15 protein-coding genes are annotated in these 16,822 nt (G+C 65.1%); 4 read left to right on the forward strand and 11 right to left on the reverse strand.

Features of this window, described 5'->3' with window-relative positions:
• Nucleotides 1–122: 122 nt before the first annotated feature.
• From araD to GDN70_RS01840, 4 genes are read right to left on the reverse strand one after another with little or no spacing between them, the layout of a single operon-like run.
• Nucleotides 123–1,862, reverse strand: a complete 1,740-nt coding sequence (araD, locus tag GDN70_RS01825; RefSeq protein WP_028143860.1) for an L-arabinonate dehydratase — start codon at nucleotides 1,860–1,862, stop codon at nucleotides 123–125.
• A complete protein-coding gene (locus tag GDN70_RS01830; protein ID WP_028143859.1) occupies nucleotides 1,859–2,719 on the reverse strand; it encodes an ABC transporter permease in 861 nt (286 codons plus the stop codon). Before GDN70_RS01830 ends, araD begins: the two co-directional genes overlap by 4 nt.
• A gap of 10 nt (nucleotides 2,720–2,729) precedes the next feature.
• Complete coding sequence (locus tag GDN70_RS01835; protein ID WP_018321609.1) at nucleotides 2,730–3,491, reverse strand: ABC transporter ATP-binding protein; 762 nt, start codon at nucleotides 3,489–3,491, stop codon at nucleotides 2,730–2,732.
• Complete coding sequence (locus tag GDN70_RS01840) at nucleotides 3,491–4,510, reverse strand: ABC transporter substrate-binding protein (RefSeq protein WP_038951261.1); 1,020 nt, start codon at nucleotides 4,508–4,510, stop codon at nucleotides 3,491–3,493. Before GDN70_RS01840 ends, GDN70_RS01835 begins: the two co-directional genes overlap by 1 nt.
• A gap of 94 nt (nucleotides 4,511–4,604) precedes the next feature.
• On the opposite strand from GDN70_RS01840, the gene GDN70_RS01845 reads away from it, so the two are divergent.
• The 3 genes from GDN70_RS01845 to GDN70_RS01855 all read left to right on the forward strand — a co-directional run bounded on the left by GDN70_RS01845 (nucleotide 4,605) and on the right by GDN70_RS01855 (nucleotide 9,505).
• Complete coding sequence (locus tag GDN70_RS01845; RefSeq protein ID WP_028143857.1) at nucleotides 4,605–5,318, forward strand: GntR family transcriptional regulator; 714 nt, start codon at nucleotides 4,605–4,607, stop codon at nucleotides 5,316–5,318.
• Between the two features lie 196 nt (nucleotides 5,319–5,514).
• Complete coding sequence (locus GDN70_RS01850; protein WP_028143856.1) at nucleotides 5,515–5,934, forward strand: response regulator; 420 nt, start codon at nucleotides 5,515–5,517, stop codon at nucleotides 5,932–5,934.
• Nucleotides 5,912–9,505 carry a PAS domain S-box protein gene (locus tag GDN70_RS01855; RefSeq protein ID WP_028143855.1) on the forward strand — a complete coding sequence of 1,198 codons (3,594 nt, stop codon included), beginning with the start codon at nucleotides 5,912–5,914 and terminating at the stop codon, nucleotides 9,503–9,505. The genes GDN70_RS01850 and GDN70_RS01855 overlap by 23 nt, the downstream gene beginning before the upstream one ends.
• Nucleotides 9,506–9,645: 140 nt before the next feature.
• On the opposite strand, the gene GDN70_RS01860 is transcribed toward GDN70_RS01855, so the two are convergent.
• A complete protein-coding gene (locus GDN70_RS01860) occupies nucleotides 9,646–10,281 on the reverse strand; it encodes a response regulator transcription factor (RefSeq protein WP_026202588.1) in 636 nt (211 codons plus the stop codon).
• Nucleotides 10,282–10,430: 149 nt separating this feature from the next.
• Between GDN70_RS01860 and GDN70_RS01865 the strand changes: the two genes are divergently transcribed.
• Entirely contained in the window at nucleotides 10,431–10,751 is a 321-nt protein-coding gene (locus GDN70_RS01865) for a hypothetical protein (RefSeq protein ID WP_028143854.1), read from the forward strand.
• Between the two features lie 55 nt (nucleotides 10,752–10,806).
• Here GDN70_RS01865 and GDN70_RS01870 read toward each other — a convergent pair whose 3' ends face one another.
• From GDN70_RS01870 to GDN70_RS01895, 6 genes are all read right to left on the reverse strand, one after another.
• Nucleotides 10,807–11,310: a response regulator gene (locus tag GDN70_RS01870; protein WP_028143853.1), complete on the reverse strand. Its 504-nt coding sequence runs from the start codon at nucleotides 11,308–11,310 to the stop codon at nucleotides 10,807–10,809.
• 141 nt (nucleotides 11,311–11,451) lie between these two features.
• On the reverse strand, nucleotides 11,452–11,769 hold the full coding sequence (locus GDN70_RS01875; protein ID WP_018321617.1) for a hypothetical protein: 318 nt from the start codon (nucleotides 11,767–11,769) through the stop codon (nucleotides 11,452–11,454).
• A gap of 2 nt (nucleotides 11,770–11,771) precedes the next feature.
• Nucleotides 11,772–12,650: a protein-glutamate O-methyltransferase CheR gene (locus GDN70_RS01880; RefSeq protein WP_028143852.1), complete on the reverse strand. Its 879-nt coding sequence runs from the start codon at nucleotides 12,648–12,650 to the stop codon at nucleotides 11,772–11,774.
• Nucleotides 12,651–12,710: 60 nt separating this feature from the next.
• On the reverse strand, nucleotides 12,711–13,097 hold the full coding sequence (locus tag GDN70_RS01885; RefSeq protein WP_028143851.1) for a response regulator: 387 nt from the start codon (nucleotides 13,095–13,097) through the stop codon (nucleotides 12,711–12,713).
• 31 nt (nucleotides 13,098–13,128) lie between these two features.
• On the reverse strand, nucleotides 13,129–13,602 hold the full coding sequence (locus tag GDN70_RS01890) for a chemotaxis protein CheW (RefSeq protein ID WP_095425505.1): 474 nt from the start codon (nucleotides 13,600–13,602) through the stop codon (nucleotides 13,129–13,131).
• 27 nt (nucleotides 13,603–13,629) lie between these two features.
• Complete coding sequence (locus GDN70_RS01895) at nucleotides 13,630–16,428, reverse strand: hybrid sensor histidine kinase/response regulator (RefSeq protein WP_152102092.1); 2,799 nt, start codon at nucleotides 16,426–16,428, stop codon at nucleotides 13,630–13,632.
• Nucleotides 16,429–16,822: the final 394 nt, after the last annotated feature.

A 16,822-nucleotide genomic window follows, 5' to 3' on the forward strand; every position in this document is an offset into this window, starting at 1 on the left:
GTCGAACTCTCTCTTTCGTCATTCCGGGATGGCCCGCAGGGCCAGGCCCGGAATCCATAACCACGATCGGGAGTATGGATTCCGGGCTCGCGCCAAGGGGCGCGCCCCGGAATGACAGTGGGCTAGTAAATCGACGGCTCGCTGATTGGCGCGCCGAAATCGGTCTCGAGGAAGTCGAAGTCGCAGCCGTCATTGGCCTGCTTGATGTGTTTCGTGAACATCCAGCCATAGCCGCGCTCGAAGCGGCGCTCCGGCTGCTTCCAGGCGGCGCGGCGTTTTGCGAGCTCGGCTTCGGGGACGTCGAGATTGATGGTGCGGGCGGCAACGTCGAGCGTGATGCGGTCGCCGTTCTGCACCAAAGCCAGCGGGCCGCCGATGTAGGATTCCGGCGAGACGTGCAGGATGCAGGCGCCGTAGCTGGTGCCGCTCATGCGCGCATCCGAGAGGCGCACCATGTCGCGCACGCCCTGCTTCACGAGCTTGGTCGGGATCGGCAGCATGCCCCATTCCGGCATGCCCGGCCCGCCCTGCGGCCCCGCATTGCGCAGGATGAGAATGTGGTCTTCGGTGACATCGAGATCGGGATCGTCGACCGCCTTCTTCATCGAGGGATAATCGTCGAACACCAGCGCCGGCCCCGTGTGCTTGAGGAAGCGCGGCGCACAGGCGGAAGGCTTGATGACGCAGCCGTCGGGCGCGAGATTGCCCTTGAGCACGGCGAGCGCGCCTTCCTTGTAGATGGGATTGTCGACCGAGCGGATCACATCGGCATTGTGCACCTCGGCGCCCGCGATGTTCTCAGCCAGTGTCTTGCCGGTGACGGTGATGCAGTCAAGATGCAGATGCGGCTTGATCTGCCCCATCAGCGCCGGCAGGCCGCCGGCATAGAAGAAGTCTTCCATCAGATACGCATCGCCGCTCGGCCGCACGTTGGCGATCACGGGCACCTTGCGGCTCGCGATCTCGAAATCGTCGAGGCCGATGTCCTTGCCGGCGCGGCGAGCCTGCGCGATCAGATGGATGATCGCGTTGGTCGAGCAGCCCATCGCCATCGCCACCGCAATGGCGTTTTCGAATGCCTTGCGCGTCTGGATCACCTTCGGCGTCAGATCCTCCCAAACCATCTCGACGATGCGTCGGCCGCATTCAGAGGCCATGCGGATGTGGTTGGCATCGGCCGCGGGAATCGAGGAGGCGCCGGGCAGCGTCATGCCGATCGCTTCGGCAATCGCCGTCATGGTCGAGGCCGTGCCCATGGTCATGCAGGTGCCGTAGCTGCGGGCGATGCCGGCCTCGATGTCGAGCCAGTCCTTGTCGGAGATTTTTCCGGCGCGGCGCTCGTCCCAGTATTTCCAGCCGTCCGAGCCGGAGCCGAGCGTCTTGCCCTTCCAATTGCCGCGCAGCATCGGGCCGGCCGGCAGATAGATCGCCGGAATGTTCATCGACGTCGCGCCCAGCAGCAGCGCCGGCGTGGTCTTGTCGCAGCCGCCCATCAGCACGACGCCGTCGACGGGATGGCTGCGCAAGAGCTCCTCCGCGTCCATCGCCAACAGATTGCGATAGAGCATGGTGGTCGGCTTCAGCAGCGATTCCGACAGCGACAGCGCCGGCAGCTCCAGCGGCAGCCCGCCGGCCATCAGGATGCCGCGCTTGACGTCGTCGACGCGCGACTTGAAATGCATGTGGCAGGGCTGCGCGTCCGACCAGGTGTTGAGGATCGCGATGATCGGCCGGTCCTTCCACTCCTCGGGCGCGTAGCCCATCTGCATGGTGCGGGAGCGGTGGCCGAACGAGCGGAGATCGTCGGGCGCGAACCAGCGCGCGCTGCGGAGCTGGTCGGGCGTTATTTTCTTCTTGGTCATGATTGGGTGCCCCATTTCTGCACGGTGTTCCGCTCGATGGCGCGGAAGATCAGGTTCTCGACAAAGAGCCCGATGATGATCACCGTCAAGAGGCCCGCGAACACAGCGGGTATGTCGAGCAAATTGCGGTTCTCGAAGATGAACCAGCCGAGCCCGCCCTGCCCGGAGGACACGCCGAACACCAGCTCGGCCGCGATCAGCGTGCGCCAGGCAAAGGCCCAGCCGATCTTGAGGCCGGTAAGGATCGAGCCGAAGGCGGCCGGGATGAGAATTTTGGCGACGTAGGGCAAGCCGCTCAGGCCGTAATTGCGGCCGACCATGCGCAGCGTGTTGGACACGCTCTTGAAGCCGGAATGGGTGTTGAGCGCGACCGGCCACAGCACCGAATGGATCAGCACGAAGACGAGGCTGCCATTGCCGAGGCCGAACCAGATCAGGGCCAGCGGCAGCAGCGCGATCGCCGGCAACGGATTGAACATCGCCGTGACAGTCTCGAGGAAATCGGTGCCGATGCGGGTCGAGATCGCGAGCACGGTGAAGATCGCGGCGAGCGCGATGCCGGCCGAATAGCCCATGAACAGGACTTTCAGCGACGTCCAGGCCCGCATCGGAATGGTGCCGTCCTTGACGCGGTCGAACAACGTGATCGCGGTGTCGTGCAGTGTCGGGAACAGCAGCGGATTGTCGAGGGTGAGGCCGTAGGCTTCCCAGACCGCCGCCAGGAACAGGATGATCACCGACTTGCGGACGAAGCCGTCGTTCCACAACAGCTCAAGCACGCTCAGCTTGCGCTCGACCTCGCCTGCGCCGATGGCAGCAACCGGTTCGGCCCGCAGCAATATCCTGGCTTCGCCCATCAGAGGCTCCTCAATGCGCGGTGGCTTCGCCGGCGAACAGGAGATCGTGGATCTCCTTCTCCAGCCGGCCGGCGCTGCCGTCTTCGTTCGAGACCTTGTCGACGTCGATCACCTCGGCCTTGACCCGGCCGGGATGCGGCGACAGCAGCAGGATGCGGTTGCCGATGCGAATCGCCTCCGCAATCGAATGGGTCACGAACAGCACGGTGAACTTGGTCTCGCTCCAGAGCTGGAGCAGCTCGTCCTGGCAGGTGCGGCGCGTCAACGCATCGAGCGCCGCGAACGGCTCGTCCATCAAGAGGATATCAGGCTCCATCGCCATGCCGCGCGCGATCGCGACGCGCTGCTTCATGCCGCCGGACAGCGTGTGCGGATAGGCATCGACCACGCGGGTGAGGCCGACCTTCTCGATATAGGCCCGTGCCTTGGCCTCGGCGTCCCTGCGCGACAGTTTTCGCGCAGTCAGCAGCGGAAACATGACGTTGGCGAGCACGCTCTTCCACGGCAGGAGCTGGTCGAACTCCTGGAAGATCATCATCCGGTCGGCGCCGGGACCGTGGATCTCGCGATCGCCTATGGTCATGCGGCCCTCGCTCGGGGTCATGTAGCCGCCGACGGCCTTGAGCAGGGTCGACTTGCCGCAGCCGGACGGACCCAGCAGCACGAAGCGGTCGGACTTGTCGACCGTGAAACTCACCCTCTCCGTGGCGGTGACGACTGCGCTGGAGGTCTTGTAGCGCAGCGTCACGGAGCTGACGTCGAGCAGCGCCATCAGTTGCCCTTCAGATCGTGCGCGACGGGGAGATAATAATCCGTCCAGGCCTTGGGCTGGCTCTTCAGCGTGCCGGTCTTGAACAGATGCGCAGCGAATTTCATCGTGCCCTGCGGCTCGAGATTCCACTCCATCATGCCGGGCTCCTTGAGCAGATCGAGCAGCTCCTCGACCGAGGTCTTGTCGCCAGTGATCTCCTTGTAGATCTCGACCGCCTGCTTCGTGTCGCTGCGGATCAGGGCCTGCGCTTCCTTGGTCGCGTCGCGCACGGCCTGGATGATCTTTGGATTGGCCTCGGCGAATTTGGTGGTGGTGAAGAACTGGGCCTGGCTGAGCGGCCCGCCCATCACGTCCGGCGACGACAGCACGATATGCGCGCCCGGCACGTTCTTCAGCTCCAGGAAGGTGAAGGGCGGAATCGAGAAGTGGTTGTGCACCTCGTGCTTGGGATTGGACAGCGCCGCATAGGCGTCGGGATGGCCGAGCTGCACGGTGTTGGCATCCAGCTTCGACCATTGGTCGGCGCCGAAGGCCTCGGCAGCCGCGATCTGCAGCACGATCGCCTGGGTCGACACCTTGACGGTCGGCACCGCGATCTTGTCGGAGGGGCCGAAATCCCTGATCGACTTGATGTTGGCGTCGCGGCTGATCAGCGTCATCGGCTGCGCCGAGGTCGCGACGATGCCCTTCACGCCGCCGCGGGTGCGATCCCACAGCAAGAGAAGATTGCCGGTGCCGGTGTTGAGGATGTCGACGCCGCCCGCGAGCAGCGCATCGGTCTGCGCGCCGCCGCCGGAGAAGGTGATCCATTTGGTGGTGACGCCCGCGAGGCCGAGTGAAGCTGCGTGCTTCTCGATCAGCTTCAGCTTCTCCATGATGTGGCTCGGCATGTAGAAAATGCCGGGCTGGCGCGACAGCGCGATCTCGGATTTCTGCTGCGCACGCGCCGGCGAAGCCGCCAGCACGGTTGCGACGATCAGGGCGATGGCGGCAGCGCCACGCTGGAATGGCTTGATCATAATTGTTCGTTTCCTCCGGCGGCCATTGACGAGCGATCCTGCTGATGCACTAATGCATTAGTGCATCAAAGGCAAGTCCGCCGGAGCCCTCGCCATGGAAACAGCCCATCCCGCGCCCCGCGCGGCCCGCCCCGGCGCGCGGCTCGACCGGGCCCGGCAGGCCGCGCCGCAGGTGTTCGAGCGGCTGCGCAACGCCATTCTCGCGCTCGAACTGCCCCCGGGCTCGCCGCTGTCGCGCACGGATCTCGCCGCGCAATTCGGGGTCAGCTCGACGCCGATCCGCGACGCCCTGATGCGGCTCGAGGAAGAAGGGCTCGTGGACGTGTTTCCGCAGCACGCGACCGTGGTCAGCCGGGTCGATGTCGGCCGCGCCGAGCAGGCGCATTTCCTGCGCCAGGCGCTGGAGCTCGAAATCGTCCGGCTGCTCGCGGAGCAGCATGACCAGGCCCTGGTCCTCCGCCTCGACCATGTGATCGCGCTTCAGCAGCAATTCGCGAAAGCCGGGGACTTCGAGAGCTTCATCGCCGCCGACAATGATTTTCACGCCCAGCTTTATGCCGCGGCCGGCAAGCAGGAGCTCTGGACGCTGGTGCGCAGCCGCAGCGGACATATCGACCGGCTGCGCCGGCTGCATTTGCCCTCACCCGGCAAGGCCCAGAACATCGTCCGTCACCACAAGCTGATCACCCGCGCGATCGAAGCCGGAGATTCCGATGGCGCGCAACAGCATCTGCGCAAGCATTTGTCGGGCACGCTCAGCGAACTCGACAAGATCCGGAGCCATTATCCGGAATATCTGACCGATTAGACAGACCACTAGCCTGACGAACCCTTATGCACGCAACCGTGCATAAGCATGCGTCCCCATTTTCGGCTTAGGCGAGCATTCACCGGACGTTCGCGAAGTGCTTGCAGGCCGGGCTGAATCCGCGCAACAATTTCGTCTTTGATGGTTTGATTTGCGGCCGGTGGGGACGTCCTGTCCGGCCCGGAGGAATTCAGACGTGGCCAACATCCTGATCGTGGATGACGACCCGGCCGTCCAACTCACGATCCGGCTGCTCCTGGAGAGGGCCGGTCATCACGTCACCGTCGCGGGCGATGGCCGCAAGGGACTTGCCCTGTTCGAGGCCAGCCGGTTCGACCTCCTGTTTCTCGACATCTTCATGCCCGGCATGGACGGGCTGGAGACGATGCGTCACATCCGGCTGCTGGCTCCGGCCATTCCGATCATCGTCATTTCCGGCCGTTCGATCACGCCGGATGCCTATGCGGAGCCGGACTTCCTGAAGATGGCGACCAAGCTCGGCGCGGTGGCAAGTTTGCAAAAACCGTTCCGGCCCGACGCCCTGCTCGCCGCGGTCGATGGCTGCCTGAAAGCAGGCGAGCCGGAGGGGTCCGATGTCAGCTCCGGCCACCGGTGACGGGGACGCCGCTGCTCCAGGCCAGACCAGGCGCGGTCATCCGGGAAGCCCTGCGAACATCCGCTTGACCCTCGCAACGCGGCTGGCGATCGCGATGATCCTGCTGGTGGCGGTCACCGTGGCCGCAGTCGGATGGCTCGGCATTCGCAACACCACGCAAGCGGTCATTCCGCGCGTCCTGGAGCGGGTCGAGGCCCAGTCACGCCTGCTCGCGGCCAACCTGGAATCCTATGTTGCCGGAGTCCGCGGCGATTTGATCGGCTATCGCTCTGCCGCGGCCATCAACGGCCTGATCCGCGCCCGTCTCGGCGGAGGAGTTGACCCCCTTGACGGCGTTACAGAGCAGACCTGGCGCGAGCGCATCGCGACGCGGCTCGCAGCCGAGATCGAGGCCAAGCCCAGCTACGGGCAGTTTCGCATCATCGGACTCGACGACGACCAGCGCGAGCTGGTCCGCGTCGACCGCTCCGGCCCGAATGGAGCGGCGCGGATCGTCCCCAACAGCGAGCTGGAGCGCAAGGGCGACCGAGCCTACTTTCAGGACACGATGAGGCTGACGCCGGGCGAGATTTACGTGTCCCCGATCGATCTCGCGACCCGCCAGGGGGGCACCACGGTCTTGCACACTCCGACGCTGCGGGTCGCTACGCCGCTGTTCACGCCGGATGGCAAGCCGTTCGGCATCATCATCGCCAATATCGACATGCGTCCGGCCCTCGACCGCATCCGCTCGACGGCGAGCTCGGGTGGCGAGATCTACGTCGTGAATTCGCACGGCGATTATCTCGTTCATCCCGATCGCGCGCGAGAGTTCGCCTCATTGCACGGCCGCCCCACCAACTGGCGCGACGATTTTCCATTCTTCTCGGCCATGGCCGGCACGTCGGACCTATCCACGCGGCTCATGACCGACGCGTCGGGCCGGCCGACCGGCGCGGCGATCGCACCGGCGCTGCTGGCGGGCAAGGAATGGACCGCAATCATCGTGACCATTCCCCCGTCCGTCTTCGGCCGGGTGCCGGCCGCCATTCAAAAGACGTCCGTGCTGGTCGGCGTGCTCGCCGTCCTCGCCGCAGGGGCGCTCGCGGTGCTGCTGGCGCGCTCATTGACCCGCCCGATCGGCCGCCTGACCGCGGCCGTGGAGGCGATCGGTCGCGGACGGCAGGCGGACATCCCCGTCGATGCCAGCGGCGAGACGGGCGTGCTGGCGCGGGCTTTCGCCCAGATGGTCGAAGAGACGCGGGCGAAGACAGCCGCTCTCGAGCGCGAGATCCGGGAGCATCGCCGCACCGAGGCCGCGCGAAGCCATCATGCGGCACGCGAGCAATTGTTCAGCGCCGCCGTCGAGTCGTCCGACGATGCGATCGTGATGCAGACGCTCGACGCCATCATCACGGGCTGGAATCCGGCCGCCGAGCGGCTCTATGGCTATTCGGCGAGTGAAGCGATCGGGAAATCCACTGCGATCATCGTGCCGCCCGACCGGCGCGAGCATGGCAAGGACTATCTGGCGCGGATCGCGCGGGGCGAGTCGATCGAGCGGTTCGAGACGGTGCGCCTGCGCAAGGACGGCACGCCGGTCGAGATCTCACTCAGCCTCTCGCCGATCAGGGGGCCGTCCGGCGAGATCATCGGCGTCTCCGGGACCGCGCATAGTCTCACCGAGGCGCGGCGGGCCGAGCGGCAGCTGCAGCAGCAGCTCGAAGAGCGCCGGCAGATCTTCGATACCTCGCAGGATCTGATCATGGTCATGGACCCGCGGGGCCATGTCGCGCAGATCAGCCCGAGCAGCGAGACCATTCTCGGCTACCGGCCGGACGAGATGATCGGCCGCAGCGGCGCGGACTTCATTCATCCCGACCATCTGGCGCAATCGCGCGAGGACATGCGCGCGCTGCGGCGCGGCGAGCGCCCCAAGCTCGGCGACACCCGCTGTTTCCACAAGAACGGACACGAGGTCTGGCTGTCCTGGCTCGGCAATTGGTCCGAGCAGGCGCAGCGCTTCTTCTTCGTCGGACGCGACATGACGGAAGCGCGGCTCGCGCAGGAATCGCTGCGCGAGAGCGAGCGACTCGCCCGAAACATCGTCGAGACCTCGCTCGACGCCTTCATCCAGACCGACGAGACCAGCAGCATCCTGAACTGGAATTCGCAGGCCGAGCAGCTGTTCGGCTGGCGCCGCGACGAGGTGCTCGGCAAGAGCACGATCGACCTGATCGTCGCCGAGAGCGAACGCGAGAGGGTCAGGGCCGGCCTGAAGCAATTCCTGAAGAACGAGGACGGCAGGACGCTGAACCGCCGCCGCGAGCTGATGTGCTGCCGCCGCGACGGCAAGGAATTCAAGGCCGAGCTGAGCGTCACCGCGCTGAAGCGCCGCGAAGGCCTGCTGTTCAACGTCTTTTACCGCGACCTCACCGACAAGATCGCCGCCGAGGAGCGCATCCGCCATGCCGAGAAGATGGAGGCGGTCGGCCAGCTCACCGGCGGCGTGGCGCACGATTTCAACAACATCCTCACCGTCATCACCGGGACGATCGAGATTCTCGCGGAGGCCGTCGAAAAGGAGCCGCAGCTTGCGGCCATCACGAAGATGATCGACGAGGCCGCCGCGCGCGGCGCCGATCTGACCCAGCACCTGCTCGCCTTCGCGCGCAAGCAGCCGCTCCAGCCGCGCGAGATCGACATCAACTCGCTGGTGGTCGACACCGCGAAGCTGTTGAGGCCGACGCTGGGCGAGCAGATCCAGATCGAATCGGTGTTCGAGGACGAGAATTGCGTCGCGATCGTCGATCCCAACCAGCTCACCACCGCGATCCTCAATCTCGCGCTCAATGCCCGCGACGCCATGCCCGCCGGCGGCAAGCTGATCGTGGAGACCGGCGCCGCCTATCTCGACGAGGTCTATGCCAGCGGCAACGACGTCCGTCCCGGCCATTACGTGCTGATCGCCGTGAGCGACACCGGCACCGGGATCCCTGCGAACATGCTGCCCAGGGTGTTCGATCCCTTCTTCACCTCGAAGGGACCGGGCAAGGGCACCGGACTCGGGCTGTCGATGGTCTATGGCTTCATCAAGCAGTCTGCGGGTCACATCAAGATCTACAGCGAAGAAGGCCACGGCACCACGATCAAGATGTACCTGCCGCCCGGCAAGACGCCGACAGCCATCGGCGAGGGCGTGACGCCTGCGACGATCGAGGGCGGACACGAGACGATCCTGGTGGTCGAGGACGACCGGCTGGTGCGCGACTACGTGCTGGCGCAGCTGCATGCGCTGGGTTACGTCACCTTGCAGGCCGCGAACGCGGCGGAGGCGCTCGCGATCGTTGCCGCCGGCAGGCCGTTCGACCTGCTGTTCACCGACGTCATCATGCCCGGCAAGATGAACGGACGGCAGCTCGCCGACGAACTGATGAAGACACGCCCCGATCTCAGGGTGGTCTACACGTCAGGCTATACCGAGAATGCGATCATCCATCACGGCCGGCTGGATTCCGGCGTCCTGCTGCTGGCCAAGCCCTATCGCAAATCGGATCTCGCGCGGATCATCCGCAAGGCACTGGGCGGCTGATTGCTCGTGTGTCCCGGACAAGGCGCAGCGTGCAACGCTGCGACGCAGAGCCGGGACCAGAACTGTCAGCGGTGAAATTCGAGAGATGGGCCCCGCTCAGCAGCGCATCATTGCATGATGCGCTGCGTCCGGGGCACGAGTTACGACGCGCGCTGGGCCGCGGTCATCACGATGCGGATCAGATCGGCGGCGTTGCGCGCGCCGAGCTTCTTCATGATGTTGGCGCGGTGATCCTCGATGGTGCGCGGGCTGATGCCGAGGGTGCGGCCGGCTTCCTTGTTGGACGCACCGGAGGCGAACTGCTCGAGCACCTCGCGCTCCCTGCGCGTCAGCGGCTCACGTCCGGGGAAGTGCAGCGAGCCGAATTTCGGCGAGGCGTTCTCCGCCTGCCTGCGCGCATAGGCGCCGATCGCCTCGTCGAGCCGGCCGACGATTTCGCTGCCGCGGAACGGCTTCTCGATGAAGTCCAGCGCGCCGCTCTTGATCGCGCCCACCGCCATCGCGATGTCGCCCTGTCCGGAGATCATGAAGATCGGCGCCGGATAATCCTCGCCGTGCAGTTCCTTCAGAATGTCGAGGCCCGACTTTCCGGGAATGTTCACGTCGAGCAGGATCGCAGCCGGTGTGCGGTTTCGCGCGACGGAGAGCAGCGCTGCGCCGTCCGCAAAACAGATCACCTCATAGCCCGCCGCCTTCAACACCATCGACAGGGTGTCGCGAACGGCAGGGTCGTCGTCGACCACGAAGATTTCACCGCGAGAGCTTTGTTCGGCCATGTGCCACATCCAGTTGGCATGAAGGACTCGCGTCCGCGCCAACTGTTATGGCGTTCGGCGCGGATTCGGCCCACCCGTATTTGTACGGGACATGGACTTAACGCACAAGTAGCGGCAGGGTGCCTAATTGCGGGGTACGGAGAATATCCATGCTAAATTTCGCTGGCACACCCCCGCTCATCGCGATGCTTGAGACTGACAGCCGTCGGTTGATCGCTGCCGATCTTCGCTCCCTGATCACACGGATCGAGAGCAGCATGCGCCTGATCGACGCAGCCATGATGGAAGCTGGCCTGTTGGAAATGGGCCTGGCGCACGACGATCATGGCGATCCGGCCGGTTCCGCCGACATTTTCGTGCTCGACGACGTCACGCCGCGCTATGCGACGGCGAGCGCCGCCCTCAACGCCTGCCGGGCGGGCCTTGGCCACGCCCTGCAATGCCTCTCTGAATCCGGCACCCCGGCATAGATCGCTATCAGCGCGGCGCAGGGCCGCATGCCATCGCATGGCAGCTCCGCAAACCTTACGCGCGGTGGCGTTCCACGATCGCGTCGGTGGCAACACCACCCCAGGTGTGGATCGCCGGAAGGCCCATCGCGGTCTTGCCGAGATTGGCGAGGCTGATGCGCAAGGCCGCTAGGTCGAGCGGCTTCGGCAGGCTCTGGAGCTCGATCCCGACGGACCGGGCGAAGCTGCGGGCGGCGCTGCGGCGCTTGCCGTCCATGCCGCTGATGACGATCACCGCGCCACCGAACTTCGCCGCCGCCATCTCGCGCAGCACGTCGATGCCGTCGCCATCCTCCAGCACGAGATCGAGCGTCACGCAGTCGAAGCGCGCGGCGCGGAGCTTCTCGATCGCATCCGCCACTGACGGCGCCACGGTGACTTCGTGGCCGGCCTGCTTGGCGGCGACCGTGATCAGGCTGCGCTGCGTGGCGTCGTCATCGACCACAAGGAGCTGAAGCGCACGCCGCTCGGCGCCGTCGGGCAGGTTTGAGGGGATGGGGGAAAGAGAACTTCTGGGCATTTCAGTATCCTGAGATTGGGACCAACAATGGATACACGCTTCGCGCTTAGGCCACGTAAAGTTCCTGGCGCCAATTCATTCGGATGTTTTCAGAAAATGTGAAGCAACGGGCCGGAAAAGACGGCGACGGATGCGGGCGGATCACGCCGCTTCGTCGCGGCCGCCGGCTGCGCCGCGCTTCTTCCTGTTCTTGCCGCGCAGGAACTGAATGTCCATCTCGGCGCCGTTGACGCGGACCAGCTCGCAGCGGCGGTAGGCGAGGCCCGTGGACGACAACAGCAGGAAGAACTCCTTCAGGTTCAACCCCTGGATCGAGCCTTCCACCGTGAGGATGGCGTCGGTATCGGAGATCGCGTTGAGCTTGCAGTCGCGGCGCCAGGTGCCGTCGATGGCCATGATGCAGACATCGTAGCCGCGACTGAAAGTCACGCGTTCCGTACCCTTGCCATCCTCGGCCATGTCTATCGTCCTGCCATGGCCGCCAGGCGCGGCGCTGCGCCGGCGAGAGCCGGCTTGGCGGCTGCGGCACGCGGATCGTTCGGCTTGTAGAGGCCGCGCCGCTCCGGAATCGGCCGGAACGTATCGGTCAGGCCGACGACGGTTTCGGCCGCACCCAACACCAGGAAGCCGTCGGGCTCGATCTGGCGCGCCAGCCGGTTGAAGATGTTGATCTTGGTGTCCTGATCGAAATAGATCAGCACGTTGCGGCAGAAGATGACGTCGAAGGTGCCGAGCTGCGCGAAATCGTGCAGCAGGTTGAGCTGCCGGTGCTGGATCATCGCCCGCAGTTCGGGATTGACCTGCCAGGTCTCGCCGGTCTGCTTGAAATATTTCATCAGCATCTGGATCGGCAGGCCGCGCTGCACCTCGAACTGGCTGTAGATTCCGGCCTTGGCCTTCTCCAGCACCTCCTGCGACAGATCGGTCGCGATGATCTCGATGCGCCAGCCGGTAAGGGCCGCGCCCATCTCCTTCAGGCACATCGCCAGCGAATAGGGCTCCTGCCCGGTCGAGCCGGCGGCGCACCAGATCCGTATGCTGCGGCGGGCGGCCCGCGCCTTGATGATCTCGGGCATGATGGTGTCGCGGAAATGATCGAACGGGACCTTGTCGCGGAAGAAGAAGGTCTCGTTGGTGGTCATGGCTTCGACCACGTCGGTGATCACCGTGCGCGAGCCGCCCTGCAGCTTCTGCACGAGTTCGCCGATGCCGGAGAGTCCGGCCTTGCGGGCCAGCGGCAGCAGGCGGCTTTCGATCAGATATTGCTTGTCTGCGGAAAGATCGAGACCGGAATTGTCCTTTAGGAATTTACGCAGATACTCATACTCGGTCGGGGTCACGGATGGCCTCTTCGAAGCTGTACTGGAACACTCTGGCCTAAATACGCGGGCCAGACACACTCAGACCATGGCTTGTCCGACCGGGATCAAACCAACTTCAGCGAACTTGTCGGCGATGATGTCTTTGTCGAAAGGCTTCATGATGTACTCGTTGGCGCCGCCGCTGAGCGCCTGGGCAATATGAGCCACATTGTTCTCGGTGGTGCAGAACACCACCTTGGGCTGGTCGCCGCCGGGCAGGCGGCGCATGTGGCCCATGAACTCGAAGCCGTCCATGACCGGCATATTCCAGTCGAGCAGCACCGCGTCGGGCAGCTGCCGCTGACAGATCTCGAGCGCCTTCGAGCCGTCCTCGGCTTCGGTGACTTGGAATTCCAGGCCTTCCAGGATCCGGCGCGCGATCTTACGAACGACGCTGGAATCATCGACCACCAAACATGTCTTCATTTTGGTTCTCCGGCTTCGATGTTTCGTTGGCTCACGCAGCCATCTGCACTTTGGTTTCGAGCTCGAGGACGCGATCGACGTCGAGGACGACCATGAGCTGGCCGTCGAGGCGATGGACGCCGCCGGCGAGCTTGGCCATGCGGGGGTCGAGGTTGACGGGATTTTCTTCCATGCCGGCTTCGGGCAGGCGCAGCACCTCGCCGATCTGGTCGATCAGGAGGCCATAGGATTCGCCGCGGAGGTCGACGCCGACCGCCATCGGCACCTTGCCGTCCTCGGGCTGCGGCAGGCCGAGGCGGGCGCGCATGTCGACCACGGTGACGATGCGGCCGCGCAGATTGAGCACGCCCGCGATCTCGCGCGAGGACAAGGGCACGCGGGTGACGCGCTCGGGCATGAACACGTCCTGGACCCGGGAGATCGGCAGGCCGAACAGCTGGCCGCCGATCATCGCGGTGACGTATTCGACCATGGCGCCTTCGCCCACTTGCGTCTTCTTGTTCATCTGCTTCTCCTGATCCCTGTCCTGCTCTTACGCCGCTGCCCGGTTCAGCTCGGAGGCGCCGGCGGCACCCGCGGTCTGTTCCTTCAGCGCCGCGATCAGACCGGGACGGTCGAACTTGGCGACATAGTCGTGGAAGCCGGCCTGACGGCCGCGCTCGATCGCCGCCGGCGACACCAGCGCGGACAGGCCGATGATCGGCATCGAGCCCAGATTGTTGTCGGAGCGGATAACTTCCGCGAACTCGAACCCGTTCATGTCGGGCATCTCGATGTCGGTCAGGACCACGTCGAAGCTCTGGGCACGGAGCGCAGCTAAGCCCTCCTGCGCGGTCGGCGCGGTGCGGACGCGGTAGCCGGCGGCCTTGAGCACAGGCGCCAGCATGTTGCGGAAGAAGGCGCTGTCGTCGACCAGCAGCACCGACTGCGAGTGCATCGACGGCTTCATCTCCTTGCGGGTGAACCAGTCGGCGAACGCCATCGGGAGGAAGTGGCCGACGTCGATCACCTCGGTGGCCTGGCCCTTGATCACGGCCGAGCCGAGGATGCCGGAGGCGGAGCCGCCGACCTCGATGTTGAGCCGTTCCTCGACGATGTCGATGATCTCGTCGACGACGAGGCCCATGGAGCGGCCGTCATCGGCGAACACCAGGATCGGCTGGGCGCCCTGGCTGGCAATGGTGACGCCTTCCATGGCAACGAGCGGCATCAGCTGCTCGCGGTACTGCACCATGTAGCGGCCGTTCGAGAACTCGATCTTGTCGGCGGGCAGCTCTTCCAGGCGGGTGACGAGGCCAAGCGGGACCGCCTTGGGCTGCGACGAGCCGGCGCGGAACACCAGCAGCGAAGTGGTCTGCTCGCCCGATCCGATGTGATGCGCGCCGTTCTCGTCGCCCATGTCATGGGCCGAGGAGCCGGCGGCGCCGAGCGCCTTGGCAATGCCGTTGGGGTCGATGATCATGATCACCGCGCCATCGCCCAGGATGGTGTTGCCGGAGAACATGTCGATGTGACGCAGCTTGGTCGACATCGGCTTCACCACGATTTCTTCGGTGTGGAACACGCCGTCGACGACGATGCCGAAGGTCTGGCTGCCGACTTGCGTGACCACGATGAAGCCGTTCTCGGGATCCGAGGCGGCGCCGTCGTCGATCTTGAGCAGCTTCTTCAGATGGATCAGCGGCAGCAGCTTGTTGCGCAAGCGGAGGACCGCGGTGTCCTTGATGCGCTCGATGCGGTGCTCTGAGTTGGCGCGGGCCCGCACCAGCTCGACCACCGAGAGCTGCGGGATCGCAAAGCGGTCGCCGGCGGCTTCGACGATCAGGGCGGAGACGATCGCCAGCGTCAGCGGGATCTTGATGGTGACGGAGCTTCCCTCGCCGGCCACCGACTTGATGTCGATGGTGCCGCCGATCTGGTCGATATTGGTGCGCACCACGTCCATGCCGACGCCGCGGCCGGAGACCGAGGTGATGGCGGCTGCGGTGGAGAAGCCGGGCGCGAAGATGAACTTGTGGATCTGGGCTTCGCTCATCTTCTCGAGCTCGGCCTCGGTGACCAACCCTGAGGAGATCGCCTTGGCCTTGATCTTCTCGGTGTTAAGGCCACGGCCGTTGTCGGCGATGCAGATGATGATGTGGCCGCCCTCGTGATAGGCGGACAGGCGGATGGTGCCCTGCTCGCCCTTGCCGGATGCGAGACGCTCGGCGGGGGTCTCCAGGCCATGATCGGCGGAGTTGCGCACCATGTGGGTGAGCGGGTCCTTGATCAAATCGAGCACCTGGCGGTCGAGCTCGGTGTCGGCGCCGTGCATCTCCAATTCGATCTGCTTGCCGAGTTCGCTCGACAGGTCGCGGACGATGCGGGGCAGCTTCTGCCAGGCATTGCCGATCGGCTGCATGCGCGTCTTCATGACGCCTTCCTGCAGCTCGGCGGTGACGTTGGACAGGCGCTGCAACGGCACCTTGAACTCGGTGTCCTCGTTGCGGCGGGAGATCTCCAGCAGCTGGTTGCGGGTCAGCACCAGCTCGGAAACCATGGTCATCAGATGCTCCAGCGTATCCACGTTGACGCGGATCGACTGGTTGGCGATGCGGTCGCCTTCGCTGGCGCCCTCGTCGGCCATCGACTTCTTCGGCGCGGCCTTCTCCTTGGCGGGTTTTGCGGCTTCCTTGGCAACGGGTGCGGGCGCTTCAGCGGCCGGCGCGGGCTCGGCCTTGGCTTCAGCCTTGGCGACGGGCGCGGGCGTCGGCGCCTCGATCGCGGTCTCGCGGAAGGCGCGCTCGAGCTCGTCGAGCGAGACTTCGCCCGGACGCAGCGGGCGCTCCAGGGTCTGGTCGATCAGCGTGCCCGAGGTCAGGTTTGCCGGCGCAGCAGCGGCAACCGGAGCTTCCGGCACCAGCGGCGGAGCCTCGGCAACGGGAGCGGCGGCAGCGCCCGCGGCCATTGCCGCCATGCCCTGCTCGACCATCGCTTCCAGCTTGTCGATGAGATCGCGGTCGGTCCCCTCGGGCTCGGCTTCGGTCGCCTCGAGGCCGGCGAGGATTTCCTTGATGCGGTCGATCGAGGACAGGATCACCGTCACCGCCTGCCCGGTCACCGGCATGCCGTCACGGAATTTGCCCATCAACGTCTCGCCGGCATGCGCCAGCGCTTCCAGCCGCGGCAATCCGAGGAAGCCGCAGGTGCCCTTGATGGTGTGGACCAGGCGGAAGATGTTATCCAGGATCTTGGCGTTGTTCGGCTCCTGCTCGAACTTCACCAACTGGTTGTCGACGGTGTCCAGGCTCTCGCTGGTCTCCGTCAAAAACTCCCGCAACAGATCATCCATGAGCTACGCCTTACTGACCTGACCCCTGGACTTCGGCGCCTGCGCCACCTTTGGCACGGACGGAAGCCCTATTCTCGATCGTTAGACATCCCTTTTCACAGTCCCGTTAATTTCATCCTCCGTCCTAATACGGATATTGAAGAGAAGTTTGCGGTTCGCCCGCATGCGGCTGCGCCTTTCGGCAAAACCGGCTCCGCGCCGCGACGGTGGGGACGCGTGAGGTAAACGGGCCGATAACAGCGGGCGAAGCGCGCCGGAAAATCCTGCTCATGAAGGACGATAGGGGCGGCCTGCGGGACATCGAACCGCGCCGTCCGCAACCAGAGGCGCAGTCGCGCCCCTCAGTTCGCATTGGCGGCGCGATCTGCGTGGTCCGCGGACGCGGTAAACGAAC

The organism is Bradyrhizobium sp. TM102, assembly GCF_009176685.1.
Classification (GTDB): domain Bacteria; phylum Pseudomonadota; class Alphaproteobacteria; order Rhizobiales; family Xanthobacteraceae; genus Bradyrhizobium; species Bradyrhizobium ottawaense.